Raw genomic sequence first — 26,200 nt, 5'->3', positions numbered from 1 at the left:
TCAATCCACCGTCTTGGCGAGTTCACTCTTCGCCACTTTGTCCAAGGCCGCTCGGGGAAACTCGTCCAGCAGCCTGACTTCACGAGGCACCTTGAACGCCGCGAGATCGCGACGGCACGCGGCCAGGATGTCGTCGACCAGGTGCTCGCCGGCGTTGTCGACGCCGCCGACGGGAATGACGAACATCACGGGTACCTCGTCCAGCATCGGATGCGGCTTCGCCACGACGGCGGCCTCACGCACACCGGCCACCCCGAGAGCCACTCGCTCGATCTCCAGCGCGGCGACGTTCTCACCGCCCACCCGAAGCAGATCCTTGGCGCGGCCGGCGAAGGCCAGTACACCGTTGTCGAGTACCTGTACGCGGTCGCCGGTGACGAAGTAGCCCGATTCGTCGAAGCCCGCCCTGGTCGCGCTCTCGTCGTGGAGGTACTCCTTGAACAGCGACAAACCGCGCACTCCGCCGATCAGGAGGCTGCCGGTCCCGCCGACCGGAGTCGCGCGGCCGTCCTCCCCGATGACCCGGACCGCGTACTCCGGAGCCGCGCGGCCCACCCCCACCGGCCGTACGACGGTGTAGGGGTCGCCGACGATCCCATGGGAGATCGTCTCGGTCATGCCCCACCAGCCGATCGTCTTGATACCGAACTTTTCGAGGGCGGGCGAGTCGGACAGCGGAGTACCCCACAGCCGAAAGGAATGATCAGGTGGCACGTCCTGCTCGAGCAGCGCGCGTGTCGTGAACGAGTTCATCGAGCCCCAGGTACAGCGATGACGCACCGCGACGTCCCAGAAACGGCTGGCGGAGAAGCGCGGTACCACGACCGCGGTGGCCCCGACCCACAACGTGGCCAGCAGCGAGTAGGAGAGGGCGTTGGTGTGAAACAGCGGCGAGTAGACCAGATGGATGTCGTCCGGGCGCAGGGCTTCGTGCTGCGCGTTGACCCGGGCGCCCCACAAGGCGTTCCCGTGTGACCAGACGACCCCCTTGGGGCGGGCCGTGGTGCCCGAGGTGAACTGGACGCTGCAGGTTTCGGCGGGATCCTGGGCCCGCCGGGCCGCGAGCGAGGCGTCCCCGAAGAGGGCGTCGAACGAATCGGCGCCGTCGGGGCGGTCCGCCTGCGCCGGGACGGCACCGGAATCGTGTGCGGTGACGGCGATCCAGCGCAGGTTCGGGCAGGCCGAGGCGACCATGCCGGCGAGTGACGGCTGCGTGATCGCCGCGACTGCCCTGGAGTGTTCGGCGAAGTAGGACATCTCCTGCGCGGCCGCGCGAGCGTTGGTCGTGACCGCTACCGCGCCTGTCTTCGCGCACGCGAACCAGGCCAGGAGGAATTCCACGCAGTTTTCGAGGTGGATGAGGACGGTGTCGCCGGGCCGCAGACCCCGCTGCTCGAACCCGGCCGCCAGGGCGTTCACGCGGTCCGCGAACCGCCCGTACGTCCAGGTTTCAGCTGGTCCCTCGACGGGCTGCCAGATGACGAACGGGTGGTTCCGCCGATCCCGGGCCCTGGTGTCGAGCAGCCACGGGACGTTCAGCCCGGCGAACGGGCCGACCGAGCCGGTCACGGCTGCCCCTCCTCACCGGCGTCCGCCGGCTTGGCATCCACCAGGACGAACGCGACCTGGCAGTTCGCGTCCGTGCGGTTGCTCCAGCCGTGCAGGGTGCCGCGCTGGATCAGCGTGTCACCCTGGCGCAACAGCACCTCGCCGTCTTCGAGTACCGCGTGCACTTCACCGTCGATCACCACCGCGAAGTCCACGCTCCTGGTCCGGTGCATGGTCGCGTTGTGCACGTCGCCGTCGCCGACGGCGTGCTCGCCGTCCGGAAGTCCGGCGAACATGGCGTCGCGGTCGAAGTCCGCGAGGAACAGGTGGTCGGGCGGGATCTGCACCACCCGGAACACCACCCCGCCATCCGGCGGGGCCATCGTCGGATTTTCACAGGATTCCCCGAATGTCGCGTTGTCGGCAGGCACCCCGGTCCGCCACAAATCGGTCTGGCCGTAGTCGGGCACGCCCGGAAAGGTCATGGTGTACGGGGAAAAGCCGTCACTGAGCACAACCGACCGGCCTGATTCGTCGTGGCCCGTCACGACCCGGCGCACCGGCGCCAGTGTCCGGTCGGAATTTCGTTCAGGCGTCGTCACTGGCGCCTCCTTCCGTGGCTGCGGCCAACGCGTCAAGTCGTTTCAGCAGCGCGCTCTGGTGGGTGTCGCGGATGAGGTGGACGACGCGCTCGATCCCGGCGTCCCGGTAAGCCTCGATCGCAGCGGGGCCGGATTCGGCTTCCATCAAGGTGACGGGGATCGGTGCCCGCCCGCACTCGGCCGCCTTCCGCTGCAGCGCCGCCACACGGACCTTGAACCGACCCGCCTCCTGTCGCGGAACCCGGATGGGCAGCCAGGCGTCGCCGAAGTCGAGCACGCGGTCTTCCACGCCCGGTCCCATTCCGCCCACCAGCACCGGCGGATGCGGCTTGCGCGCGGGTTTGGGGTAGGAGATCGACTCGGCGAAGCCCGTGAACTTCCCCGTGAACCCGGCCGGCGTGTCGTCCCACAAAGCCTTCATGGCCTTCACGTGCTCGGCCAGCCGTGCCATGCGGGTCACCGGATCGACGCCGTGATGGACCATTTCGGTCCGGTTCGACCCCGCGCCGACACCGAGGAGCACACGTCCTCGGGACAGGTGGTCGAGTGAGGCGACCTGTTTGGCGGTGTAGATCGGATCGCGCTGGGCGATCAGGCTCACCCCGGTCGCCAGGTTCAGGCGGGTCGTGACCGTGGCGGCGGCGGCGAGCGCGATGAACTGGTCGTACAGGTGGGCGTAGACCTCCGGTGAGTCCGCGCCGCCGGCGCGCGGCAGGTGGGAGTGTTCGGGCAGCCACAACGACTCGAAGCCGCGGTCTTCGACTTCCTTCGCCAGCACCACCGGACTCGTGGACGCGTCGGTGACGAAGGCGGCGATCCCGTGTTTCACGATGCGGCCTTCTTGTCGTAGTAGCGGACGAGCGACTCGGCGACGCACACCGGCTTGCTGCCGGCGTCAGTTTCGACGGTGGTCTCGAGTTTCACCTGCACGCCGTGGCCGGCCTCCTTCGCGCTCGCCAGCGTGACGTGCGCGCGGATCTTGCTGCCGACCGGCGCGGGAGCGGGAAAACGGACGCGGTCGAGGCCGTAGTTCAGCCCGTGTGCGACGTCGGCGACCGTGAAGACCTCCGCGTGCAGCATCGGCAGCAGCGCCAGCGTGAAGTAACCGTGCACGATCGTGCCGCCGAACGGGCTCGCTGCGGCCCGCGCGGGATCGACGTGGATCCACTGGTGGTCACGGGTGACGTCGGCGAAAGCGTCGACGTCGTGCTGCGGGAGTTCGTGCCATCCGCTGGCGCCGAGGTCCTGGCCTGCCCGGTCGAGCAGTCCCTGCAACCCTGAGACGACGACCATCAGCCGACCTCGTCGCCGGACGTCGCCGCATCGACCAGAACGAACGCCACGAGGCAGTCTTCGGTGGACCGGTTGCTCCAGCCGTGCACGGTGCCCCGCTGGATCAGCGTGTCACCCGGCCCCATCTTCACTTCGGTCTCGTCCAGCAGCGCGTAGATCTCCCCGCTGATGACGATCGCGAAGTCGACGGTGTCGGTGCGGTGCATGGTGGGGTTGCGGACGTCGGATTCCGCGGTGACGTGCTCCCCGCCGCGGACGGCGGAGAAGGCCGCGGACCTGTCGAAGCCGTCGAGGAAGAGCTCATCCGGCGGGAAGTGGGTGATCCGGAAGACGACTCCTCCGCTCGGCGGCCCCATCCGGATGGGTGTGAAGCAGGGCTCCTCGGGGTCGTCCGCATCGGCGGGGACCGCGGTACGCCACAGATCGGTGGCTCCGTAGTCCGGAATCCCGGGGAAGGCGAACGTGAACGCGGACGGACCGTCACTGACCACAGTGGAGCGGCCCTCGCTCGTGACCCCCGTGACGATCCTCCGGATCGGAGCGAGGCGGCGTTCGGACGGCTGGTGTTCGGTCATGTCCCGCGTGGTCCCTTCGTTGGGTTCCGGTACGCCGGGCCGATTTTCGGCCAACACAGTGAAGGTATAATCAAATGTATGCATAGTCAACGGCTGCCCGAGGAGATCGGCGATGCGCGGCTGCTCGATGTGAAGCAGCTGGTCGGCGACGTCCCTCCGGAGACCGCCTATGAAGCTCTGCTCGGCCTCGGCGTGTTCGCCCTCCCGTGGTGCCGCGCCTGCCGGAGGACCTCATTTCCGCCGCGGGTGCTGTGCCCGCACTGCGGCGCGACCGGGATCTCGTGGCTGCGTGCGGCTCCCGGCGGAGTCGTGTACTCCCTCTCGGTGGTGCACCTGAGGAATGCAGAGCCCCGTGTCGTCGCACTGATCGACCTCGACGACGGGCCGCGAATCATGACCAACCTCGTCGGCGCGCCCGCGGACGCCTTCGCGATCGGGATGCGGGTGCGCGTCCAGGTGGAAACCCGCGACGAAACGCCGCTCGCCCTGTTCACCCCGGAGGCCTGAATGACGGATACCCGCGAACCCGCCGCGATCGTCGGTGTCGCCGAGTCCGACCTCGGTGAAGTCGGCCCCGGCCTGTCGGCCCTGGATCTGATCGGACAGGCCACCACCCGGGCGCTCGCCGACGCGGGCCTGGACAAAAGCGATATCGACGGCGTCCTGTGCCATTCGGCCTTCTTCGACTTCCCGCCCTCGGCCGTCGCCGAATACCTGGGCATCCGGCCGACGTACACCGACTCCACCGCGATCGGTGGCGCTTCGTTCGTCGGCTACCTGCGACACGCCGCACTCGCGATCGAGGCAGGACTCTGCGAAGTCGCCCTGATCACCTACGGAAGCACCCAGCGATCGTCGTCATCGGGCCTCGTCACGTCGGGCTCGGCTCTGGTGAAGTCCTATGAAGCACCGTTCAGCCCCCGGATGCCCGTGACCGCGTACGCGCTCGCGGCGGCCCGCCACATGCACGAGTTCGGCACGACCCGCGAGCAGCTGGCAGAGGTCGCCGTCGCCGCCCGGAAGTGGGCGCAACTCAACCCGGCGGCCTTCAAACGTGGTCCGCTCACCGTGGCGGACGTCCTCGCCTCACCGATGATCTCGAGCCCGCTCACCGTGCGAGACTGCTGCCTGGTGACCGACGGCGGTGGCGCGGTGCTGGTCACGTCGAAGGCACGCGCGAAGACACTGCGCAAGCCACCGGTGTACGTTCTCGGCTGCGCCGAAGGCCACGCGCACCGGCATATCTCGCAGATGCCGGACCTGACGACCACCGCCGCCAGGGCGTCCGGCGAGCGCGCGTTCGCCGCGGCCGGTCTGCAGCCCTCCGATGTGGACGTTGCCGAACTCTACGACGCGTTCACCATCAACACGATCTTGTTCCTCGAAGATCTCGGTTTCTGCGCGAAGGGTGAGGGCGGCGCCTTCGTGGCCGACGGCGCGATAGCCCCGGGTGGCCGGCTGGCGGTCAACACCTCCGGCGGCGGGCTGTCCTACGGCCACCCCGGGATGTTCGGGATCTTCCTGGTCATCGAGGCCGCACGGCAGCTGCGCGGCGAGTGCGGCGAACGCCAGGTTCCCGATGCGCACGTCGCCCTCGCGCACGGAAACGGCGGTGTGCTGTCCACCCAGGTCACCGCGCTCCTGGGGGACGAAACGACGCAGTGACGTGCCTGGCCGGCCCCGGTACAGCTGGCCGAGGCGAATCACGCGGCCGGCGGCACGTCCTACCTCTTCGGCCTGACCCGCGCCCTTCGACCTGGCGTAGCCGCCCCCGTCACCCAGCTTCCGCGGCGCCGAGCTCGCGTCGGCGCTCCGCGATGTCCAGGACCGCTTCGACGAGGTTGACGTAGCCGGTGCACCGGCAGAGATTTCCGATCAACGCGTCGCGGACGTCCGATTCCGTCGGGTCGGGCGTGCGCGTCAGCATGTCGTCGAGCGCGAACACGTGACCGGCGATGCAGAATCCGCACTGGAACGCGTCGCGTTCCCACAATGCCTGCTGCAGCTCACTGAGTCCTTCGGTGCCGGAGAACCCCTCGAGCGTGGTGATCGCGGCGCCGTCCACGCTGGCCGCCAGCAGGAGGCACGACTTGGCGATCGTCCCGCCGACCCGGACCGTGCAGGCTCCGCAGTCGCCGTTGTAACAGCCGGCGTGTGTCCCGGTCAGCCGCAACCGGTGCCGAAGCACGTCGACGAGCAGTTCGCCGTCGGTGATCTCGACGTCTTCCGGCCGCCCGTTGACGGTGAGCGTGATCCGGCGCCGGTGCGGCGCGGAGTCGTTCGACGTGGTCATGGCAAAACCTCCAGCAGTTCGTCGACCGCGCGGCGCGCCACGACCGGCGCGACCCGGGTCCGGTAGTCCGCGGGGGCCAGGACGTCGCTCCACGGTGCGTCGACGGCCTCGCGCACCCGCTCGGCCAGCTGTCCCGGATCGTCGACGCTCACGACCAGCGGCACCGCCTGGATCGCGCCCAGCGCGACCCGTAGCCGCCCGGGCGACGCGTCGTCGAAGACCGCGGCGGCGGTCGCGATCGGCCACGAGCCGCTCGCGTGCTTGATCTTGCAGTAGCCGCCGCGCGCCGTCGACGGAAGCACCACGCCGGTGACCAGTTCCGCTTCGCCGAGGTCGACTCGGTGGGCGTCGACGAAGAAGTCGGCGGCGGGCACTTCGCGCGTTCCGGACGGACCCGCGATCCGGAAACGGGCCCGCAGCGCGGCGAACATGCCCGGCGCGTCGCTGGTGGGGAAGCTGAAGCAGGCCGAACCGACCAGCGTGCCCTGCTGGGTGATCTGCCTGCCGCCGGTGATGCCACGGGCGACCCGCGCGACCAGCGGCACCCGCTCGGCGACGACCGCCGAGCCGAGGACGTCCGCGTAGGTGACCATCGCGCCGATCTCGACGCCGCCGGGCACCTCGCGGATCACGCCGAGGCCGAGAGCGCGCAGGTCGAGGACGTGGCCGACGGTGACCTCGCCGCGGATCAGGCAGGGGATGAGCGCCGTGCCCCCGCCGAGCACCCGGATGTCACCGGCATGCTCGGCGAGGATCGCGGTCGCTTCCGGCAGGGAGCCCGGCCGGTGGTACCGCAGGGTCTCGGGAATCACGCGTCCCGCCTCTCAGCTGATTGCCGGGTCCTCGCTTCGCCGATCGCGCGAAGGACGCGCGGCGGATCGAGGGGGAGATCCGTGACGGACGCACCGACCGGCCGCAAGGCGTCGTTGACGGCGTTGACCACCGCGGCCATCGCCGCGCCGACCCCGCTCTCACCGGCCCCCTTGGTGCCCATGAGCGTGAACGGAGAAGGGGTCTCCTGGTGGTCCACGACCATGGCCGGGAGGTCGGGTGCCCGGGGCAGCAGGTAGTGCTTGAACGTCCGCGCCAGCGGTTCGCCGGTGCCGTCGTCGTAGGGGCTGTGCTCCCACAGCGCGCCGCCGACGCCCTGGGCGAGCGCCCCGTACAGCTGGCTGTTGACGAAATTGTGGTTGACGATCGTCCCGCAGTCGCCGACCGCGAACAGGTCGGCAAGCGTCACGACCCCGGTTTCGGGGTCCACCTCGACGACCGCGACGGCGGACGTGGACGAGTACATCGGGTAAGCGTTGGTGAGGCCGCTTTCGCCCGGATCGTGGTGGTAGTTGTGCGGCCCTTCGACCCTGGTGGCTTCGAGCAGGGCCTGGCCGACGCCGGGGTCGCTGGAACCGGTCTGGTACACCCGCAGCACGAGCTCGGCGAAGGGCACGGACTGGTCCTCGTCGCGCACGTTGACCAGCCGGCCGTCGCGTGCGGCCACGTCGCTCGCGTCGCAGCCGAACTCCCCGGCGGCCACCGCGACCAGGCGCCCGCGGATCTCCCGTGCGGCGAGCACCGCGGCGGCACCACCGCTGTTCAACGACCGGCTGGAAAAGTTCCCGTAGCCGAAGGGGCACCGGTCCGTGTCGCCTTGCACGACCTCGACCTGGTCGAGGCCGATGCCGAGTTCGCGGGCCACGAGGTAGGCGATGGACGTCTCGTTGCCGGTGCCCGGGCTCGTCACGCCGGTGAGGACCGTGACGGTCCCGCCGGGGTGCACGCGCACCGTGGACGTGTCGTGCCCGCGCACCGACGTGCCGAGCAGCTCCCCGCCTTCCGGAGTCAGCTCGAACCCGATGCCGACCCCGCGAAGCCGGGCGGCGCCCGTGTCTTCGTCACGCTGCCGGCGCAGTTCGTGATACCGCGAGAGACGCACGACCTTGTCCAATGCGCCCCGGTGGTCCCCCGAGTCGAGGTGCTTGCCCGCCGCCCACAGCGGAAAACTGTCGGCGGGCCGCATGTTCCGGCGCCGGACCTCGGCCGGATCGAGGTCCAGCCGCGCGGCGATGACGTCCATCACGCGTTCCAGGACGACCGCCGCCTGTTCCTTCCCGTACCCGCGGTAGCCGTTCCACGGCGCTTTGTTGGTGATCACGGGCAGGGTCTCGATCGAGTAGTTCTCGCACACGTACGGGCCGGGGAAGGTCAGTCCGGCCATGAACGCCATTCCCCAGCCGCCCCACGAAGCCAGGCAGCCGATGTTGGCGATCATCCTGACGGTGAACGCCACCAGCAGGCCGTCGTCGTCGAATCCGGCCTCGATGTCGTGGGCGAACTCGCGGGCGCCGACCAGGAGCGAGTCCGCCCGGGTCTCGACCCACTTGACCGGCGCGCCGACGAGCCTGCTCAGCAGGCAGACCAGCAGTTCCTCGGAGTAGCCGTTGAACTTGTGCCCGAACCCGCCGCCCATCCGCGGGGCGATGACCCGGATCCGCTCTTCCGGAAGGTGCAGGATGCGGGCCAAGCCCGTGCGCACCAGGTGGGGACTCTGCGTCGAGGCCCACAGCTCCAGACGTCCGCGTCCCCGCCGCTCCCACGAGCCGATGTACCCCCGCGGCTCGAGCGGCACCCCCTGGTGACGGCCGATGGTGATGCGTTCCCGGACCCGGTGCGGTGCGCCCGCAAGTCGTCCTGCCGCGTCGCCGTGCGCGAAGGGCAGGACACCGAGCAGGTTGCGGTCCCAGTGGTCGAACACGCGGACCGCGTCGTCCGCCAGCGCGTCTTCGGCCTCGATGACCGACGGCAGGACGTCGTAGTCCACGACGATGGCGGCGAGGGCGGCTTCGGCGTTGGCGAGCGAGTCGGCGACCACCGCGGCGACCGGCTCGCCCACCCACCTCACCTTGTCCACCGCCAACGCGAAGAAGTCCGCGGTGTTGAACCCGAACAGTCCCGGGTCGAAGTAGTGGGGGACCGGATCGGACTGGCCGCGCAAGTCTTCGCCGGAGACGGCGACCCGCACACCGGCGCAGCGCTCGGCTGCCGAGGTGTCCACGGACCGGATCCGCGCGTGCGGGTGCGGGCTGCGGAGGATCGCCGCGTGCAGCATGCCCGGCAGCACCACGTCGTCGAGGTAGTGCGCCTGCCCGGATGCGACCGCGTCGCCGTCCCGCCGCAGCGGTCCGTCCACTCGCGACAGCCGGCGGCGGGGGATGTGCTCGGCTCGGTCGTCCGGGCGGAGCGGGGAGACTGGTGCGCTCATGGTCGTCGTTGACCTCCGTATTCGGGTATCGCGAGTGCGGTCAGCGCACCATCGCGCGGCCGCCGTCCACCGAGAGGACCTGGCCGGTCACGTAGTCGGCGTCCGGGCTGGCGAGGTGGACGTAAGTACCGGCGACCTCTTCGGGTTCGGCCCAGCGACGCAGGGGAACCTCGTCGAGGAACTTGTCCGCGAAGCGCTCGTCGGTGCGGATGGTGTGAGTCATCGGCGTCGATGCCGCCGGCGCCACCGCGTTGACGGTGATCCCGTACCGGGCCAGCTCGCGGGCGGCAGACCGCGTCATGCCGAGCATCCCCGCTTTGGCGACCGCGTAGTTGACCTGGCCGATCGAGCCGATCAGCCCGGCTGCCGAAGTGGTGAGGATGATCTTCCCGGCGGCCGCTTCGCGCATCGGGTCGAGCACCGCCTGTACCCAGAACAGGCTCCCCTTCAGATGCGTGTCGAGCACCGCGTCCCAATCCTCTTCGGTCATCTTCCCGAGCATCGCCGGCCGGGTGATTCCCGCGATGCAGGCCAGGACGTCGACGGGACCGAACGCCGCCGCGGCCTGCGCTGCGGCCTCGAAGACCTCGGCCCGCCGGGTCACGTCACAGGTGACAGCCAGCGCTTCGCCGCCTTCGGCCGCGATACCGGACACGACCTCCTTGAGGCCCGTCTCGTTGACGTCGACGACGGTGACCTTCGCGCCCTCCCGGGCGAACCGCTCCGCGACGGCGCGGCCGATGCCCTGGCCCGCCCCGGTCACGACGGCGCGGCGGCCGGTCAGCCTGCCATTGCCGTTCATCGTGTTCCTCCTTCACTTCGTCCGGAGAGGACGGTGCCGGCACCGGCGGCGTAGGCCGTCTCGCGCCAGGTGCCGTACCCGAGTTCCAGTGATTTGCCGTGCTTGAGCCAGATCTGCAGGTCGTGTTCCCAGGTGAAACCGATGCCGCCGTGTACTTGGAGGCTGACCCGGTTGCTTTCGCGCTCGGCTTCGAGCGCGCACACGTGCGCGAGCACGGCGGTGTCGGAGCTCGAACCGGCCCGGTGCGCCAGGTCGTACATCGCGCCCACCGCGGCGTGCCGGGCGAGCTCGTTGCGGCTGTGCGCGGTGGCGAGCTGGTGCTTGATCGCCTGGAACGACCCGATCGGCCGGCCGAACTGCTCCCGGACTTTCGCGTAGGCGACCGCGAACTCGACCAGCCGGGATCCCACACCGCCCAGCAGGACCGCCGAGCCGGCCAGCCGGGCTGCTCGTGCCCGGGCCACCGGGGCACCGTCGACCCTGACACCGCTCCCGGCCCGCGCCGTGACGGAGGCGGGCCGGCGCGAGGGATCCATCGACGGGACCGGCCGCACGGTGACCTCTCCACGCTCGTAGGCGACGACCTGGTCTCCGTCGACGACGAGGACGAGATCGCTCAGGTGCGCGTCCGGCACCGCTCGCGCGCCGTCGAACGCGACGGTCGCCCGAGCCTCACCGGTGGCCAGCGCGGGCAGCCACCGCCGCTTGAGCCCATCGGCGGTGGACCCCGCGAGCAGGATGGGAGCGAGCACGCACGATTCGAGGATCGCGTCGGGCAAGGCGGCTCGGCCGGCCTCCTCCAGTACGAAAAACAGGTCGAGCTCGTCGGCACCGAGCCCCTCGTACTCCTCGGGCACGAGCAGCGCGGGTACGCCGATCTCGGCGAGCCCCTTCCACACCTGCGGGCTCCGCCCGGTCTCGGTTTCCCACAGCTGACGCAGTACCGCGGCCGGCACCACGTTCTCGAACAGCCGCCGGACACTGGTGCGCAGTTCGTCTTGTTCAGGGGAGAACGCGGTGTTCATCGGGACACCTCACGGGGAAGGCCGAGACCTCGTTCGGCGATGATGTTGCGCTGGATTTCGCTGCTGCCGGCGAAGATCTCCTGGGCGCGTGAGTGCCAGTAGTCTCGGCGCAGGCCGAGCAGCTCACCGTCCGGGCCGAGCTCGTCGACCAGCTCGGCCTCGTCGCCGAGCACTTCGAGCCACAGATCGTGGATCGCGGTCTGGATCTCGGACAGGCCGAGTTTGTTCACGCTGGCGACCACTCCGTCGTCGCCGCCGCGGTCGACCGTGTCGATCAGCGCGTAAGTGGCCCGGACGTAGGCGAACACCCAGGCGCGCAGGGAGCCGACACGCTCTCGCAGTCCCCGATCGGCTCCGGCTCTCGCGGCGGCCTCGGTCAGGGCGTCCAGGGCCGCCACGAGTCGCGTATGGCTGCCTCGGGCAGACCCCCGTTCGAGCCGCAGCGCCGTCTGCGCCACGCGCCACCCGTCGTTGAGCTCACCGACCACGCTCGTCAGCGGGACGCGGACGTCGGTGAAGAACACCTCGGCGAATCCCGAGTGGCCGTGAAGCTGGCGCATCGGCCGGATCTCGACGCCTGGCGTTCGCAGGTCGAAAACGAGGAAGCTGATCCCGTGATGTTTCGGTGCGGCGGGGTCGGTGCGCACGAGCGCGTACATGTGCGTGGCGATGGCTCCGTTGGACGTCCACGTCTTCTGTCCGTTGAGGACGATTTCGTCTCCGTCGAGACGGCCCGTGGTACGCAGGCTCGCCAGGTCACTGCCCGCGTCGGGTTCGGAGAAGCCCTGGCACCAGATGTCCGAGCAGTCGAGCACGCCGGGCAGCCAGTTCCGTTGCTGCTCCTCGGTTCCGTGCACCAGCACGGTGCGTGCGCCGTGAATGAGCGCCATCTTGTTCAGCCGCTCGGGCAGTCGCCGGCGGACGTACTCCTCGTCGAAAACGGTCTCGCCCCACAGGTCCAGCCCGAGGCCGCCGAACCGCCGCGGCCAACCCGGTGCGGCGTAGCCGGCCTCGAACAGGCGACGCTCCCACGCCAGGTGTTGCCTCAGCCCTTCCGCGGTGGCCGGTGGAGAAAGTCGCCCGGCCGGGGCGTTTTCGTCGAGCCAGGCCGACACCTCCCGGCGGAACTGCTCGTTCCGGGTGTCGAACTCCAGATCCACGTCGATCAGCCCCTTAGCTCACGTCGTCCCGGGCTCGGGCCGACTGTATATCAAGACGTATGCAAAATCTAGGCGACAGGTCCGCCTCCACCGCGCCCGCCGCGAGGGTTCACCGACCGGTGAACACCGGTTCCGTCCGGGCGCGGGCCGCGGCGATGCCGATGCGGCTGTCTTCGGTGCGCCACAACCGGCGCTGCTCCTCGAGTTCGTGCGCGAGTGCGGCGCGTACCTCAGCGGCAAGTTCCGCACGGAGCGTCCGCCTGCACGACCGCACGGCGAGCGGTGCCAGGGCCGCGATGTCCTCGGCCAGAGCCAGGGCTCCGGTGCGCTCGTCGCCCGGCTCGACGAGGCGGTCGGCCAGCCCCGTCCGCAGGGCTTCCGTTCCGTCGACGCGCCGTCCGGTGAGCAGCATGTCGAGCGCGCGCTGCGGGCCGACGATGCGTGGCAGCGTCACCGACAGGCCGAAGCCGTGGTGGAAGCCGAGCGCGGTGAAGTTGGCGGTGAAGCGGGTGGCGGGGGATGCGACCCGGAAATCGGCGGCGCATGCGAGACCCAGCCCGCCGCCAACGGCCGCGCCCTGGACCGCGGCCACGATGGGCAGTGGCAGGTCGAACAACCGCGCACCGTGTTCGTAGATCTCGGCGGCGGCGCGGTCGCGGTCGTCCGCCAGCGAACCGGAGCCGAAGTCCGCGCCCGCGCAGAAGTGCTTCCCGGCCGAGCTCAGCACGATGACGCGGATGTCGTCCTCGGTGGACACGCGCTCGCCGAGATCGGCCACCCGGCGGAGAACGTCCGCGTCGAAGAAGTTCGCCGGACCGCGGTGGATCACGATGTCGGCGACGAAGCCGGTGCGCTCCATGGTCACGTCGTCAGTCATGGCACCTCGATGTCGGGGTCGTGGTCGGAGACCGTGCGGGAAAACGAACCGGGCGCCACAGCCGCGCCGATCGCGGTGGCGAGCTCCCCCTCGGTGCCGAATTCGTGCTGCCAGGCGTTGAGGCGCCGGGTGTGCAGGTGCAGGGGGTATTCGCGGGTCATGCCGATCGCGCCGTGCGCCTGGTGGGCCGCTCGGACCGCGGTGCGCGCGGCTTCGTTCGCGACGAGCTTGGCCGCGAACGCCTCGAACCGGGCCGGGCGGCGGGCGGCGACGGCGGCCGCCCGCCACGTGCTCATCGCGGTGATCTCGGCGGCCTGGACGATGGCCACAGTGTGCGCCTGCACGGCCTGGAATCGGCCGATCGGACGGCCGAACTGGACTCGTTCCTCGACGTAACGGCTGGTGAGCGAGTGTGTGGCGGCGAGCGCGCCGGCCATCTGGCCTGCCCGCAGGAGCGCACCGCGGGCCCGCAGGTCGGCCCGGGTGAGTTCGGTGCCTGCGTCGACCACCGCGTCGGCCTCGACCCGGAGGTGATCCCGGGGAAGGCCGGCCACATCGCTGCCGTTTTCGCGTTCGCACCCGGAAGGGTCGAAGGCGACGACCCGGGCCCGGCCCTCGTCGTCGTTCGTCAGCGCGACCACCAAGCCGGCAGTCCTCGCCCACGCGACGTCACGGGCCGCGCCGTGCAGAGTGCCGCCACTCAGCCGGAGGGCGTTTCCCGGCACGACGGTCAGCGGACCCTTCGGCACCGGGACGCCGGCGGTGGCGAGGAGGTACGCGGCGAGCGCCGTTTCGGCGAGCGGCAGGGGTGCGGCATACCTCGCCGCCGTCACCAGGACCGTCAGCTGGTCGGTGAGCGAGCCGCCGGAGCCCCCTCGGGCCTCGTCGACCGCGACCAGGGTCAGTCCGAGGTCTTCGGCAGCGTCCCACAGCTCGCGGGGGAACCGGCCGCTCCGGTCGAAGTCGGCGGCCGCTTCGGCCGCGCGGTCGGCGAAGAACTCGCGCACACCGGCGGCGAGGTCGGGATCAGGGCTTGCGGTCATCGGCGGGCCAGACCTTTCGCGACGACGGAACGCAGGATCTCGTTGGTGCCGCCGCGGATGGTCCATGAGGGCGAAACGAGCACGGCGCGGGCGAGCAGTGCTTCCCACGGATCGGGTGACGTGGGGTCCGGGGCCCGGCCGAGGTGCCGCGCCACGAGGCGGACGCAATCGGCCTCCCAGCGGGTGGCGAGTTCCTTCACCATGGCCGCCTCGGTCACGGGCGACCCACCCTCGTCGACGAGCCGGGCGATGGACAGCGACAGCCCGCGCAGGGCCCACATCCGTGCTGTGATCGTCCCGAGGTCGGCCTGCGCCGCGCTGTCCTCGGGGGCGAGTTCGCTCGCCCAGTGCTCGATGACCGGGAACATCGACATCCAGCGATCCACCCCGCCGCGTTCGAGCACGAGCTCACCGGTGTTCTGGGCCCAGCCCGCGCCGGGTTCACCGAGCCGGTGCTCGTCACCGAGTTCGACGTCCTCGAACGATACCTCGCAGAACTCGCTGGACCCGTCGATGAAGACGATGGGGGAAATGGTGACGCCGGGGGTGTCGCACCCGACGATGAACTGGGTGAGCCCGCCGTAGCGGTCTTCGGAGGTCCGGAACAGGCCGAGGATGTGCGTGGCCTGTGCGGCGCCGGTGGTCCAGATCTTCGTGCCGTTCAGCACCCAGCGGTCGCTGCGCCACTGCGCGCGCGAGCGCAGGGAAGCCAGGTCCGATCCGGAGTCGGGCTCACTCATGCCGATGGAAAACGACAGCTCACCACGGGCGATGCCGGGCAGCAGTTCCCGTTTCTGCGCTTCGGATCCGTGGCGTTCGATCATCGGCCCGCTCTGCCGGTCGGCGATCCAGTGGTAGGCGACCGGAGCGCCGCGGGCCAGCAACTGCTCGACGACGACGAGGCGGTCGACGGCGCTACGGCCGTGTCCGCCGTACTGCCGGGAGATGGCCATGCCGACCCAGCCCCGCCGGGCCAGGTCGCGGGAGAAGGCGGGGTCGCACCCGCCGATGCCGAGCTGTACCGGGTAGCTGCCGGCGGGCAGGCGCTCGTCGAGGAAGGACCGGACCTCCGACTGCAACCGCAGTTCGTCCCCGGTCAGTTCGGTCGGGGCGAGGTTCATCCGCGCGCCTCCGGTCGCACGGTCGGAACTTCGGCTTCTTCGAAGGTTTCGCGGGTGTGTTCGCCGATCAACGGGGCATGACGGCGGAGCGTGCCGGGGGTGCGGGAGAAGCGCGCCATCTGCGGGATCACCCGGTAGGAGCCGGACACCGGATGCGTCGCGAGCGGCAGGTCGTCGAGCAGGTCCTGGAGGGTGGCGACGCGGGTCGCGGGGATACCGGTCGCCGCGCAGAACTCCAGCCATTCGTCGGTCGTGCGAGCGGGAGCGATCGCGCGGATGTCGCGGTAGAGGGAGTCGGAGTTGCGCAGCGCCGCGCGTCGGTCGGCGTAGCGCGGATCGCGATCGGCGTCAGGGACCCCTGCGGCGGCGAACATCGCGGCGTAGTGCTTCGGCAGGTAGGGAAACAGGTGAATCTGGCCGTCCTTCGTCTGATGGGGACGGCGTTCCGCCGACAGCACGCGCGGATAGCCCGCGGCCGGTGTCCCGGGGTAGGCGATCGGTGGTTCGGCGATCCCGCCACTGCCGTGTTCGGCGAGCATGAAGGCGGCAGTCGCCTCCTGCATCGAAACCTCGACGTGCTGACCTTCGCCGGTCCGTTCGCGGTGTACGAGCGCGGCGGTGACCGCCTGGGCGATGACCAGTCCGCACACCTTGTCGGTGAAGATCGTCGGCAGCAGCGCGGGCTGTCCCCACACTCGTTCCATCATGTCCGAGACACCGCTGGCGGCCTGGATGATGTCGTCGTAGGCGGGATCGTTCGCGCGTGCGGTGTCCAGCGGGAAACCCTGTGCCTGGCAGTAGATCAGGTCGGGCTTCAGCGCCGAGAGCGTCGAATAGTCCAGGTGCAGGCGTTCGAGCGCGGCCGGCCGCATCGTGGCGACGACGACGTCGCAGGTCGCGGCAAGCCGCTGCACCGCGAGCACACCTTCGGGCGTCTTCAGGTCGAGGCCGACGGAGCGCTTGTTGCGCAGCAGGTTCAGCGCGATACCGGAAAGTTCCGGGTGGGGACCCGGCCCCATCACCCGGTTCGTGTCGCCGTCGTTCGCCTCGACCATGAGGACGTCCGCGCCCTGGTCGCCGAGGATCTGGGTCGCGAGCGGACCCATGATCACCCGGGTCAGGTCCAGGACCCGGATGCCGCGCAACGGTCCGGCGGCAGATCCCCGGGGGCCGGCCTGGGGGTCATCACTGAGCACATTCGCCTCCACTGCTGGTTCCGCACCGGTCTTCGAACGAAACTATACAGTTTTGTATGCATTCCTGTCCATAGTCGCCCCGCCGCGCCCCGACTGGACGTGGCCGCGTGTGGGTGTGCCTGTAACATGTGGATGCAAAGTTTTATCCACTTTCGGCCGACGGTCCGTCTCGTGAGGAGTTCGCATGGGCAAGAGCACCGACCCCGTGACGGGCTCCGGGGTCGACAAGTGTCTTGCCGCGATCCGCTCGATGGTGTTGAGCGGCGAACTGCTGCCGGGCCAGAAGGTGCAGCAGGCCGCCCTGGCGGAGGCGTTGGGGGTGAGCCGTATCCCCGTCCGTGAGGCGCTGTCGCGGCTGCAGTCCGAAGGGATCGTCGAGCACAAGTCGAACACCGGCTACACCGTGTCGCGGTTCAACAGCGAAGACCTCGCCGAGCTCTATCTCATGCGCCGCCTGCTGGAGACCGAGCTGGTGAAGACGGCCGATCTCTCCCGGATCGACGTGGCCGCCATGGGAAAGCTGCACACCGAGATGGTGGCGGCCGCCAGGGCGCAGGACCCTGATGAGTTCCAGCGCCTGAACCGGCAGTTCCACTTCGCGATCTTCGACGCTTCTCCGCTGACGCTCGTGCGTCAGGAGCTGCAACGGTTGTGGTACATGTCCGACTTCTACCGCTCGCTCTACCTGTACGAGCTGGAAACCACCCAGCGCCTCGTCGCCGAGCACAAGGCCATCATCGACGTGGTGAGAGCACAGGACTCGAAGCGCCTGCTCAAGGAGCTCGACGCGCACCGCGCCGGGACCGAGAAGATCGTGGTGCGCCGCCTCGGGCACCGCCGCCGGCCGGCCTGACCGCCGCTCTCCCGGCCAGTTCGAGACACCTCGCCCCGTCTTGACCGTGCACGCCTTTTAGTATACGTATTTGCGTGCAGATACGGTGGCATTGGCCGACGAAGAGGTTGGCCGGCGCAAGGCGTGCATCCTCGACGTCAAGGGCATGTCACTGATCGGCGACTCGTGGCCACCCTGCCGGATCCGGTCGATGATCCGCCGCTGACCACTCACCCGGTGGCCGGGGCCTACCGGGCGATCCCGGGCATGACGCGGTTCGGTCGCCCCCCTGTCGCCATCCGCCGACACGCGCCGCTGATCGGCGAGCACACCCGCGAGGCGGTCGAGGAAGCGGAAGCCCGCACGGCCGAGTCGTGATCGACAACCACTCAGGAGATCAATGATGATCAGTACCGACGAGCGGTCCGACGTCGTCGTGGTGGGAGGCGGGAGCGCCGGGAGCGTGATCGCCTCCAGGCTGTCCGAGAATCCGGACCGCACGGTCACGGTCCTCGAAGCAGGGTACGGCTCCGGTCCGGAGGCGATGATGATCCCCTCCCGGTGGCCCGAGCTGCTCGGGAGCGAGATCGACTGGGGACTCACCACCGCCCGGCAGCCCCTGTTGGGAGGCCGGATGGTGCCCTACCCGCGGGGCAAGGTCCTCGGCGGGTGCAGCAGCATCAACGTGATGGTCCACCTGCGCGGACACCGGCTGGACTACGACGGATGGGCGGCCGGCGGCGCGCACGGTTGGAGCTACGACGAGCTCCTGCCGTATTTCCGGCGGACCGAGCACACCACCGGGCGTGACGAGCGGCTCCGCGGCCTGGGCGGCCCGATGCGGGTCGGCCCGGTCGAGGTGCGCCACCCGGTTTCGCAGGGTTGCCTGGCGGCGCTGGCCGAGCTGGGGCTCCCGCTGTCGGAGGACCTCAACGGCCGCGACCAGGAGGGCGGCGCGTGGCTGGACTTCACGATCACCGGCGGCGCCCGGCAGTCCGCCTATGAGGCATACCTCCGGCCGTGGGGGCATCGGCCGAACCTGCGTGTCGTGTGCGGTGGCGCGGTGCGGTCCCTGCTCATCGAGGACGGACGCTGCACCGGTGCGGAGTACGTGGTCGACGGCGAGCTCCGGACGGTCCACGCCGGGCAGGTGGTGCTCAGTGCGGGCGCGATCGGCTCGCCGCAGCTGCTCATGCTGTCCGGGGTGGGACCCGCCGCCGAGCTCGAACGGCACGGGATCACGGTCCGCGCGCACGCTCCCGAGGTCGGCCGCAACCTGCAGGACCACGTGCTCGCGGGGGTCGTCTACGCCACCAGGGAGCAGCTCCCGCGCTCGCCCAACGTGTACTGTGACGCGCTCGCGGCCCTGCGCACCCGCGCGGATCTCGCCCAGCCGGACGTGCAGATCCTGTTCGGCGACATCCCCTTCCACCCCGCGGTGTCCGAGGGCCCCGCGCACGGGTTCACCCTGCTCGTCAGCCAGCTCCAGCCGCACAGCCGCGGCACGGTCTCCCTGTCCTCGGCGGACCCGGCCGCCCCGCCGTGCGTGGACCCTCGCTACTTCGAAGACCCGCGGGACCTCGACACGATGGTCGCCGGGCTGCGACTGGCCCGCCGGATCGGCGAGAGCGCCGCGTTGGCGCACTTGCGCGACGAGGAGGTGCTGCCCGGTCCCGAGGTCGACGACGAGCGGGCGCTCGCAGCCTACGTCCAGCGCGCCGCGACGACCTACTTCCACCCGGTGGGGACCTGCAGGCTCGGCAACGACCCCGGCGCCGTCGTCGACACCGAGCTGCGGGTGAACGGAATCGAGAACCTCCGGGTGGCGGACGCCTCGGTGATGCCGACGATCGTGTCGGCCAACACGAATGCGACAGTGCTCGCGATCGCCGAGCGGGCCGCCGAATGGATGCGGGGCTGATGCCGACACCGCGGGGCGCGCGGTCAGTCGGTGGAGGTCTCGGGCTCCGCGTGCGCTCCCGGCCCCGTCGCCTGCTCAGCCGTCCAGCTGGCCAGCAGCCGCAGCCGCTCCTCCGACGGCGACCCCGGCTCGGTCGTGTAGGTGATCAGGGCGCGCCGGCTCTCGCCTGGCAGGCTGAACGTCTCGAAGCTCAGCTCCAGTGGGCCAACGAGCCCGTGCTGCAGCCGCTTGCGACCGAACGTCTTGTCCCGCACCGTCTGCCTGTTCCACAGTGTCCGGAACTCCGGGCTCTTCACGGACAGCTCGCCGACCACCGCCCGGATCTCCGGGTCGTCCGGGTCGAGACCGGCGCTGAACCGAATGTAGTCCACAGCCTCGGTGGCGACGTCCGGCCAGTCCGGGTACAGCGTGCGGGCTGCCGGGTCGAGAAAGAGATGCTGCGGGAAGGTTCGGCCCGCCCGCTCGAGCGCGGAGAGGCCGAACAGCGCGTCGGCCAGGTGGTTCCATGCCAGCTGGCTGAAGGACGGGCCGACGATCACGGCGGGGACATCCGCCATCAGGTCGAGCAGGCGGCGCAGGCCCGGCCGCGCCGTGACGGACGACGACGTCCGCGTCCGCCGGTGCGGCGCGACCGGCCGGGCGAGGCGGTGCAGGTGCGCGCGCTCGGTGGGGTCGAGGCGCAGCGCGTCGGCCACGGCATCGAGGATCTCCGCGGAGGCGCCGGCAACGTGCCCCTGCTCCAGCTTGCTGTAGTAGTCGACGCTCACCCCGGCGAGGATCGCCACCTCCTCGCGGCGCAGGCCGGGCACCCGTCTGCGGCCCGCGGTCGGCAGGTCGACCTCGGTGGGCCGAAGCCTGTCGCGCCGCGCCCGCAGGAACGCCCCGAACTCGTTGCCGGACATGATCCCGAGCCTACGCCGGGGCGGCGGTACCGAGGTGGCTCTGCGGGAACGCGGATAACGCCCACCTGGATGCCTCGACCGCCCGCTGCCAGCGTGGTCGACAGGGTTCCGGCCCGCGAACCGACACAGGAGGAACAGGCATGACCTACCGGTCCGTCAACCCGTACACCGAGGACGTGGTCGCCGAATACGCCGAACACACCGACGCGCAGCTGGAGGAGGTGCTGATCCGCGCGGACGCCACCTACCGGGAGTGGAGCCGCGCCTCGTTCGCCGAGCGCGGCAAGGTGTTGTCCGCCGCGGCCGACCTCCTCCACGAGCGCCGCGAGGAGCTCGCTCGACTCGCGACGACCGAGATGGGCAAGCGCTACATCGAGCTCCTGTGGGAGATCGACCTGTGCGTGCCGATCCTGCGTTACTACGCGACCGAGGCCGAACGGATCCTGGCGCCGAAGACCATCGAGGTGCCCGACGGCACGGCCCGCGTCGACGCCGCCCCGCTCGGGGTGATCTTCGGCATCGAGCCGTGGAACTTCCCGTACTTCCAGCTCCTGCGCATCGCCGCGCCGGTGATGATGGCGGGCAACACCGTCGTGATGAAGCACGCGCCGAGCGTGCCCGGGTGCGCGCTGGCCGTCGAGAAGGTCTTCCTCGACGCAGGCGCCCCGCAGGGTCTCTACACGAACGTCTTCCTCACCGACGAGCAGTCGGCCCGGGTCATCGCGGACCGCCGGATCACGGGCGTCGCCCTCACCGGCAGCGAGCGCGCCGGGTCCGCGGTGGCCGCGGCCGCCGGGCGGTCGCTGAAGCGGGCCACCCTCGAGCTCGGTGGCAGCGACCCGTTCCTCGTGCTGGACGACGCCGACCTCGACCTCGCGGTGCCGCTCGCCGTGGCCGCGCGGACCATGAACACCGGTCAGGCGTGCGCCGCGGCCAAGCGGTTCATCGTCCACAGCAGCCTCTACGACGCCTTCCTCCAGAGGTTCACCGCCGCCTTCGCCGCGATGGAGCCGGGCGACCCCATGGACGAGGCCACCGACTTCGGGCCGTTGGTGGGAGAGAACGCGCTCGATCGCGTCCTCGATCAGATCGAGCTCGCCCGCGAACACGGGGCGACCGTGGCCGTGGGTGGCAAGCGGATCGACCGCACGGGCTACTTCCTGGAGCCGACCGTGCTCACCGGCGTCACGCCGGAGAACCCCGTCTTCCGGCAGGAGATCTTCGCGCAAGTCGCGATGGTGTTCCGGGTGGACAGCGACGAGGAGGCCGTCGCGCTGGCGAACGACTCCGACTTCGGGCTCGGCAGCACGGTGGTCTCCGCCGACGTGGCACGGGCCGAGCGGATCGCGGCGCAGCTGGAGGTCGGGATGGTCTTCATCAACCGGGGCGGTGAAGCCGGTCCGACCCTCCCGTGGGGCGGAGTGAAGAACTCGGGGTACGGCCGCGGTCTCTCCGATTTCGGGATCACCGAGTTCGTCAACTGGAAGCTCGTCCGGATCGCCTAGGCGATCCGGACGGGGAAGGAGGATCAGATGTCATCAGGCTGGTTGGACATCCACGCGCACTTCAGCCCGCCGGGCACCCCGGAGCAGGTCCGGGCCGTCTGGCAGGCGATGTACGACGAGTGCTTCACGATGCCCGAGCCCTACGTCTGGGACAAGGACCGGACCCTGTGGCACATGGACCGGATCGGTGTCGCCATGCAGATGCTGAGCCAGGTCCCGCGGGTGCACGGTGCGTCGAGCGCCGAGCAGGTCCGGTCCGGCATCACCGCGTCGAACCGGTACGGCGCCTCGCTCGTAGCCGAGCACCCGGACCGGTTCGGTCTGCTGGCGGCCCTGCCGACTGACGACGTCGAAGCCGCGGTGGCCGAGCTGCGGCGGGCCGACGACCTCGGCGCGGACGGCTACCTGCTCCTCGCGCCGTTCGCCGGTGTGCATCTCGGTGTGCCCGAGCTGGAGCCGCTGTGGGGGGAGCTGGAGCGGCGGGGGAACCCGGTTCTGATCCACCCGGACGCGCACGCCCCCGCCTCGCAGGGCAGGCCGAGCCCGCTGGTCGAGGTCGCCTTCGACACCGCCCGTAGCGTCATCGACATGCTCTACGCGGGCGTCTTCCGGCGACACCCGGACCTGCTCGTGGTGCTCGGGCACTGCGGAGGTGCGTTCCCCGCGCTGTCCGGCAGGCTCACCCGGCTCGGCACCGAGGTCTGGGTGCCGAACCCGAACGGCCTCACCCAGGAGGAGCTGCGGGAGCAGACCGCTCGGCTCTACGTCGACACCGCCGCGTCGAGCGCGGACAGCCTGCTCTGGCCCGCGGTGCGTCTCGTGGGTGAGGACCACATGGTGTACGGGTCGGACAACGGCACTCCGTGCACGAGTGAGCCGAACGTCGAGGCCGGCATCGCGGAGCTGCGCGGGTCCACGGTCCTGAGCGCGGGCGCTGCCGAGGCGATCGGGCGGCGCGGGTTCGAGATCTTTCCCGAGGCCGCCCGCCGGGCCGGTGTCACGGTGAGAGTCGGTTCGTCGTCATGAAGCACGGGGTCAGCGCCTTCGTCACGGACACGTCGCTGAGCGCGATGGATCTGGCGCGGGAGGTCGAGGAACGCGGGTTCGAGTCGCTGTGGCTGCCCGAGCACTCGCACCTGCCCGCCGGGCCGGACGCGGACCCGGACGGCTTCTACGCGCGGCTCTACGACCCGTTCGTCGCGCTCGCGGCCGCGGCGGCCGCGACGACGACCCTGGGTCTGGCAACGGGCGTGACCCTGGTGGCGCAGCGCGACCCCCTCTACACCGCGAAGCAGGTCGCCTCGCTCGACCATCTGTCGGGCGGGCGCGTCCTGCTCGGGGTCGGCGCCGGGTGGAACCGCGCCGAGATGCGCCACCACGGCGTCGACCCCGCGACTCGCAACCGGCGGCTGGCCGAGCACGTCGAGGCGATGAAGGCCCTGTGGGAGAACAGTCCCGCTCGGTACGCGGGGGAGTTCGTGTCGTTCGGGGACTCGTTCGCGTACCCGATGCCGGTGCGCCGCCCACCGGTCCTGGTGGGCGGCATGGGGCCCGGAGTCGAGCGCCGGGTGTTGGACTTCGGGGACGGCTGGCTCCCGATCGGCGTCGCCGCCCGCGACGCCGACGGGCTCGGCAGGCGGATCGCCGCGCTCCGGCGCAGGGCGGCCGAACTCGGACGGGATCGGGTGCCGGTCACCTTGGTGAACGCCGAACCGGGTCCGGCCGCCGAGGATGCCTACCGGCGGGCCGGGGTCGACCGGCTCGTCCACGGCGTCACGGACACCGATCCCGACGTCGTCCGGAAAAGGCTCGATGTGCTTGCGGAGCGGTAGGCACCACGGCGGGTCACCGCGGCCGTCAGTCCGCTTCGGCGGACAAGGCCGCGACCGGACAGCACGACACCGCCGCACGAGCGTCCTCTTCCAGGTGCTCCGGGACGTCGCCCTCGAAGCGCGGCACGGGCTCGGCATTGTCGTCGAGGTACAGCACGCGCTCCGCGACGGCCGCGCACTGACCGTGGCCTTCACATCGATCGCGATCGATGTGGATTCGCATCATCGAACTCCTGTCCGGAAGTATCGGCGCCGCCGCGCCGGGGTCACAGGTCCAGGGTGAGCAGGGGCGTTCTGCTGCGTGAGACGCACACCATGATCCGATCGCCCTGTTCACGCTCTTCGTCGGTCAGCACGGAATCGCGATGGTCGGGTTCACCGCGCAGCACCCCGGTTTCGCAGCTGCCACAGGTGCCCTCTTCGCAGGAGGTGAGGACGTCCACTTCGGCGTCGCGCAGGACGTCGAGAAGCGTGCGGTCGCTCGGGACGCGCAGGCGCTGTCCGGTGCCGGCCAGTTCCACCTCGAACTCGCCGTCCACGACGTGCTGCCGCGGTTTGGCGGAAAACCGCTCGACGCGCAAGGCGGTGGGCACACCCGCGCCGGCACAGGCGGCTTCGATCGCCGCCAGCAGCGGCTCCGGTCCGCAGCAGTACACCAGTGTGCCCTCCGGCAGCCCGGCGAGCGCGCTCGGGAGGTCGAGCAACCCACACTCGTCCTGCGGTGCCAGCCGCACCTTCTCCCCGTAGCCGCGCAGCTCGTCGAGGAACGCCATCGACGCGCGGCTCCGACCGCCATAGAGCAATCGCCAGCGCTTTCCCGCCCGCTGTGCTTCCGCCAGCATCGGCAGAATCGGCGTGATGCCGATCCCGCCGGCGACGAACAGGTAGCCCCCGGCCCGCTCCAGCCCGAAGTGGTTACGTGGCTCGGAAACCTCGATCAGCGCGCCTTCCCCGACGTCGTCGTGCAGCGCGCGTGATCCACCGCGGCTTTCCGGTTCGCGCAGTACCGCGATCCGGTACTCACCGCGCCGGGCCGGATCGCCGCACAACGAGTACTGCCGCACCATTCCCGGCCCGCAGTGCACGTCCACGTGGGCTCCCGCGGACCACTGCGCGAGCTCACCCCCGGCCGGGTCACGCAGCCGCAGCTCCACCACGCCATCGGCGAGCCGCTCCTTCGCGGCGACGACCAGCTTCCTCGCCACCGCTATGCCCCCTCCGGAGTGAACACCGCCGGAAGCGAGACGATCGGCAACAGCATCCCGGAGGTCATGCCGCCTTCGACGACGGGTCCGGCGAGCCGCACGTCGGGCAGCCGGGCGAGCAGCACCTGCAGGGCGATCCGCAGTTCGGCCCGCGCGAGGTGCTGTCCCTGGCAGGTGTGCAGACCGCCACCGAACGCGACGTGCGGATTGCGCTGCCGACCTGCGTCGAAGCGTTCCGGGTCGGGGAAGACCTCCGGATCACGGTTGGCCGCGCCGAGGTTGAGCATGACCCGTTCGCCCACGGCCAGCGGGTGCTCGCCGATGCGCGTGTCGGTGGTGACCGTGCGGGCGAACAGTTGCAGCGGGGTGGTCAGCCGCAGGCTCTCTTCGATCACGCGGGCCACGGTCTTGCGGTCGCCGAGCAGGTCCCGCACCCCTGGCTCCGAGAGCGCGTGCCGGAGCAGGCCGGCGATTCCGGTGGCCGTGGAATGGTGCCCGCCGAGCAGGAACGCGGTGAGCACTCCCACCACCCCGGTGGTGTCGAGGCTGACCCCCGCCACCGAGCCGCGCGCGAGCTGGCTGAGATAGTCGTCGCGCGGATTCTCCCGCCGCTCGGCCAGCCGCTGCTCGGTGAAGGCGACGAAACGGCCCATCTGGCCCGGGAACTCGGCGGTGCCCATGGCTTCGAACATCGCGATGGCGAGCTCGCGGACCTCGACCGCCTCGGCCTGGTTCAGCCCCACCATCCGGCCGATCACGATCGCGGGCAGTGGTTCGGCGAACGAGCTGACCAGATCCGTCGCGCCCGTGTCGGCGAACTGGTCGATCAGCAGATGGGCGATCTCGGTGATCGTCGGTTCCATCGCGCGCACCGCCGCGGGTGTCAGCGGTGCACCCAGCACCTCCCGCCACATCGAGTGCGCGGGTTCGTCGAACTCCAGCGCGGGAATCTTCGGCAGTCCGGTCTCCGGGATGGCGATGCCGTTCTCTCCCGACGAGAAGGACCCGGCGTCCGACATCGCACGACGGACGTCCTCGTGCCGGTTGACGTAGGAGAAACCGCCGTGGTGCGCGCTGTGCACCACGGGGCAGCCGCTGTTCCGCATACCGGCGAAGATTTCCCGCACCTGTTCCGCCGGAACCGACGAGTCCTGGTGGTCGTAGGTGGTGGTGGCCACTGTGGCGTCGTTGTCACGGTGGACGGTCATG

27 protein-coding genes are annotated in these 26,200 nt (G+C 70.4%); 8 read left to right on the top strand and 19 right to left on the bottom strand.

The genetic code is table 11. The annotated features are described in order from the left end of the window. The 5 genes from HNR02_RS10910 to HNR02_RS10890 form a co-directional block, all read right to left on the bottom strand. Entirely contained in the window at positions 1-1,569 is a 1,569-nt protein-coding gene (locus HNR02_RS10910) for an AMP-binding protein (RefSeq protein ID WP_179773028.1), read from the bottom strand. Then, a complete protein-coding gene (locus tag HNR02_RS10905; RefSeq protein WP_179773027.1) occupies positions 1,566-1,931 on the bottom strand; it encodes a cupin domain-containing protein in 366 nt (121 codons plus the stop codon). The genes HNR02_RS10910 and HNR02_RS10905 overlap by 4 nt, the downstream gene beginning before the upstream one ends. A 205-nt stretch (positions 1,932-2,136) precedes the next feature. Next, the gene (locus HNR02_RS10900) at positions 2,137-2,979 is read right to left on the bottom strand and encodes a TIGR03619 family F420-dependent LLM class oxidoreductase (protein WP_179773026.1); all 843 of its coding nucleotides are present in this window, start codon (positions 2,977-2,979) and stop codon (positions 2,137-2,139) included. Further along, entirely contained in the window at positions 2,976-3,443 is a 468-nt protein-coding gene (locus HNR02_RS10895; protein ID WP_179773025.1) for a MaoC family dehydratase, read from the bottom strand. The genes HNR02_RS10900 and HNR02_RS10895 overlap by 4 nt, the downstream gene beginning before the upstream one ends. Then, on the bottom strand, positions 3,443-4,018 hold the full coding sequence (locus HNR02_RS10890) for a cupin domain-containing protein (RefSeq protein WP_179773024.1): 576 nt from the start codon (positions 4,016-4,018) through the stop codon (positions 3,443-3,445). Before HNR02_RS10890 ends, HNR02_RS10895 begins: the two co-directional genes overlap by 1 nt. 78 nt (positions 4,019-4,096) lie before the next feature. Between HNR02_RS10890 and HNR02_RS10885 the strand changes: the two genes are divergently transcribed. Together HNR02_RS10885 and HNR02_RS10880 are read left to right on the top strand one after the other, a co-directional pair. After that, a complete protein-coding gene (locus tag HNR02_RS10885; RefSeq protein ID WP_179773023.1) occupies positions 4,097-4,525 on the top strand; it encodes a Zn-ribbon domain-containing OB-fold protein in 429 nt (142 codons plus the stop codon). After that, complete coding sequence (locus HNR02_RS10880; protein WP_179773022.1) at positions 4,526-5,683, top strand: acetyl-CoA acetyltransferase; 1,158 nt, start codon at positions 4,526-4,528, stop codon at positions 5,681-5,683. A gap of 109 nt (positions 5,684-5,792) precedes the next feature. Here HNR02_RS10880 and HNR02_RS10875 read toward each other — a convergent pair whose 3' ends face one another. The 10 genes from HNR02_RS10875 to HNR02_RS10830 form a co-directional block, all read right to left on the bottom strand. Beyond that, positions 5,793-6,311 (bottom strand): (2Fe-2S)-binding protein, encoded by a 519-nt coding sequence (locus tag HNR02_RS10875; RefSeq protein WP_179773021.1) that lies wholly within the window; start codon positions 6,309-6,311, stop codon positions 5,793-5,795. Continuing rightward, a complete protein-coding gene (locus tag HNR02_RS10870) occupies positions 6,308-7,123 on the bottom strand; it encodes an FAD binding domain-containing protein (RefSeq protein WP_179773020.1) in 816 nt (271 codons plus the stop codon). The genes HNR02_RS10875 and HNR02_RS10870 overlap by 4 nt, the downstream gene beginning before the upstream one ends. Beyond that, a complete protein-coding gene (locus tag HNR02_RS10865; protein WP_179773019.1) occupies positions 7,120-9,570 on the bottom strand; it encodes a xanthine dehydrogenase family protein molybdopterin-binding subunit in 2,451 nt (816 codons plus the stop codon). The genes HNR02_RS10870 and HNR02_RS10865 overlap by 4 nt, the downstream gene beginning before the upstream one ends. Before the next feature lie 40 nt (positions 9,571-9,610). After that, positions 9,611-10,372 carry an SDR family NAD(P)-dependent oxidoreductase gene (locus HNR02_RS10860; RefSeq protein WP_179773018.1) on the bottom strand — a complete coding sequence of 254 codons (762 nt, stop codon included), beginning with the start codon at positions 10,370-10,372 and terminating at the stop codon, positions 9,611-9,613. Beyond that, a complete protein-coding gene (locus HNR02_RS10855; RefSeq protein ID WP_179773017.1) occupies positions 10,369-11,397 on the bottom strand; it encodes an acyl-CoA dehydrogenase family protein in 1,029 nt (342 codons plus the stop codon). The genes HNR02_RS10860 and HNR02_RS10855 overlap by 4 nt, the downstream gene beginning before the upstream one ends. Next, positions 11,394-12,557, bottom strand: coding sequence for an acyl-CoA dehydrogenase family protein (locus HNR02_RS10850; protein WP_179773016.1), 1,164 nt, complete (start codon positions 12,555-12,557; stop codon positions 11,394-11,396). The genes HNR02_RS10855 and HNR02_RS10850 overlap by 4 nt, the downstream gene beginning before the upstream one ends. 109 nt (positions 12,558-12,666) lie before the next feature. Further along, a complete protein-coding gene (locus HNR02_RS10845) occupies positions 12,667-13,434 on the bottom strand; it encodes an enoyl-CoA hydratase/isomerase family protein (RefSeq protein WP_179773015.1) in 768 nt (255 codons plus the stop codon). Further along, the gene (locus tag HNR02_RS10840) at positions 13,431-14,477 is read right to left on the bottom strand and encodes an acyl-CoA dehydrogenase family protein (RefSeq protein WP_179773014.1); all 1,047 of its coding nucleotides are present in this window, start codon (positions 14,475-14,477) and stop codon (positions 13,431-13,433) included. Before HNR02_RS10840 ends, HNR02_RS10845 begins: the two co-directional genes overlap by 4 nt. After that, on the bottom strand, positions 14,474-15,598 hold the full coding sequence (locus HNR02_RS10835; protein WP_179773013.1) for an acyl-CoA dehydrogenase family protein: 1,125 nt from the start codon (positions 15,596-15,598) through the stop codon (positions 14,474-14,476). The genes HNR02_RS10840 and HNR02_RS10835 overlap by 4 nt, the downstream gene beginning before the upstream one ends. After that, on the bottom strand, positions 15,595-16,794 hold the full coding sequence (locus HNR02_RS10830; protein WP_179773012.1) for a CaiB/BaiF CoA transferase family protein: 1,200 nt from the start codon (positions 16,792-16,794) through the stop codon (positions 15,595-15,597). Before HNR02_RS10830 ends, HNR02_RS10835 begins: the two co-directional genes overlap by 4 nt. A gap of 184 nt (positions 16,795-16,978) precedes the next feature. On the opposite strand from HNR02_RS10830, the gene HNR02_RS10825 reads away from it, so the two are divergent. The 3 genes from HNR02_RS10825 to HNR02_RS10815 all read left to right on the top strand — a co-directional run bounded on the left by HNR02_RS10825 (position 16,979) and on the right by HNR02_RS10815 (position 19,547). Next, a complete protein-coding gene (locus HNR02_RS10825; RefSeq protein ID WP_179773011.1) occupies positions 16,979-17,647 on the top strand; it encodes a GntR family transcriptional regulator in 669 nt (222 codons plus the stop codon). Between the two features lie 165 nt (positions 17,648-17,812). After that, positions 17,813-18,004, top strand: a complete 192-nt coding sequence (locus HNR02_RS10820; RefSeq protein WP_179773010.1) for a hypothetical protein — start codon at positions 17,813-17,815, stop codon at positions 18,002-18,004. A 22-nt stretch (positions 18,005-18,026) separates the two neighbouring features. Beyond that, positions 18,027-19,547: a GMC family oxidoreductase gene (locus HNR02_RS10815; protein ID WP_218902777.1), complete on the top strand. Its 1,521-nt coding sequence runs from the start codon at positions 18,027-18,029 to the stop codon at positions 19,545-19,547. A gap of 23 nt (positions 19,548-19,570) precedes the next feature. On the opposite strand, the gene HNR02_RS10810 is transcribed toward HNR02_RS10815, so the two are convergent. Beyond that, positions 19,571-20,449, bottom strand: coding sequence for a helix-turn-helix transcriptional regulator (locus HNR02_RS10810; RefSeq protein ID WP_179773009.1), 879 nt, complete (start codon positions 20,447-20,449; stop codon positions 19,571-19,573). A gap of 140 nt (positions 20,450-20,589) precedes the next feature. Between HNR02_RS10810 and HNR02_RS10805 the strand changes: the two genes are divergently transcribed. From HNR02_RS10805 to HNR02_RS10795, 3 genes are read left to right on the top strand one after another with little or no spacing between them, the layout of a single operon-like run. Further along, positions 20,590-21,954 carry an aldehyde dehydrogenase family protein gene (locus tag HNR02_RS10805; RefSeq protein WP_179773008.1) on the top strand — a complete coding sequence of 455 codons (1,365 nt, stop codon included), beginning with the start codon at positions 20,590-20,592 and terminating at the stop codon, positions 21,952-21,954. Between the two features lie 27 nt (positions 21,955-21,981). Continuing rightward, a complete protein-coding gene (locus HNR02_RS10800) occupies positions 21,982-22,980 on the top strand; it encodes an amidohydrolase family protein (protein WP_179773007.1) in 999 nt (332 codons plus the stop codon). After that, positions 22,977-23,786, top strand: coding sequence for a TIGR03619 family F420-dependent LLM class oxidoreductase (locus HNR02_RS10795; RefSeq protein ID WP_179773006.1), 810 nt, complete (start codon positions 22,977-22,979; stop codon positions 23,784-23,786). The genes HNR02_RS10800 and HNR02_RS10795 overlap by 4 nt, the downstream gene beginning before the upstream one ends. Positions 23,787-23,811: 25 nt before the next feature. On the opposite strand, the gene HNR02_RS10790 is transcribed toward HNR02_RS10795, so the two are convergent. The 3 genes from HNR02_RS10790 to HNR02_RS10780 are packed head-to-tail and all read right to left on the bottom strand — an operon-like array spanning position 23,812 to position 26,199. After that, positions 23,812-24,012, bottom strand: a complete 201-nt coding sequence (locus tag HNR02_RS10790; protein WP_218902775.1) for a ferredoxin — start codon at positions 24,010-24,012, stop codon at positions 23,812-23,814. A gap of 40 nt (positions 24,013-24,052) precedes the next feature. Continuing rightward, positions 24,053-24,991, bottom strand: coding sequence for a PDR/VanB family oxidoreductase (locus tag HNR02_RS10785; RefSeq protein ID WP_312860970.1), 939 nt, complete (start codon positions 24,989-24,991; stop codon positions 24,053-24,055). 2 nt (positions 24,992-24,993) lie between these two features. Continuing rightward, the gene (locus HNR02_RS10780) at positions 24,994-26,199 is read right to left on the bottom strand and encodes a cytochrome P450 (RefSeq protein ID WP_179773005.1); all 1,206 of its coding nucleotides are present in this window, start codon (positions 26,197-26,199) and stop codon (positions 24,994-24,996) included. Between the last annotated feature and the right edge of the window lies 1 nt (position 26,200).

It is taken from the genome of Amycolatopsis endophytica (assembly GCF_013410405.1).
GTDB lineage: Bacteria > Actinomycetota > Actinomycetes > Mycobacteriales > Pseudonocardiaceae > Amycolatopsis_E > Amycolatopsis_E endophytica.
The sequence above is the reverse complement of the archived record's forward strand: the minus strand, read 5'-3'. Positions and strand labels throughout refer to the sequence as shown.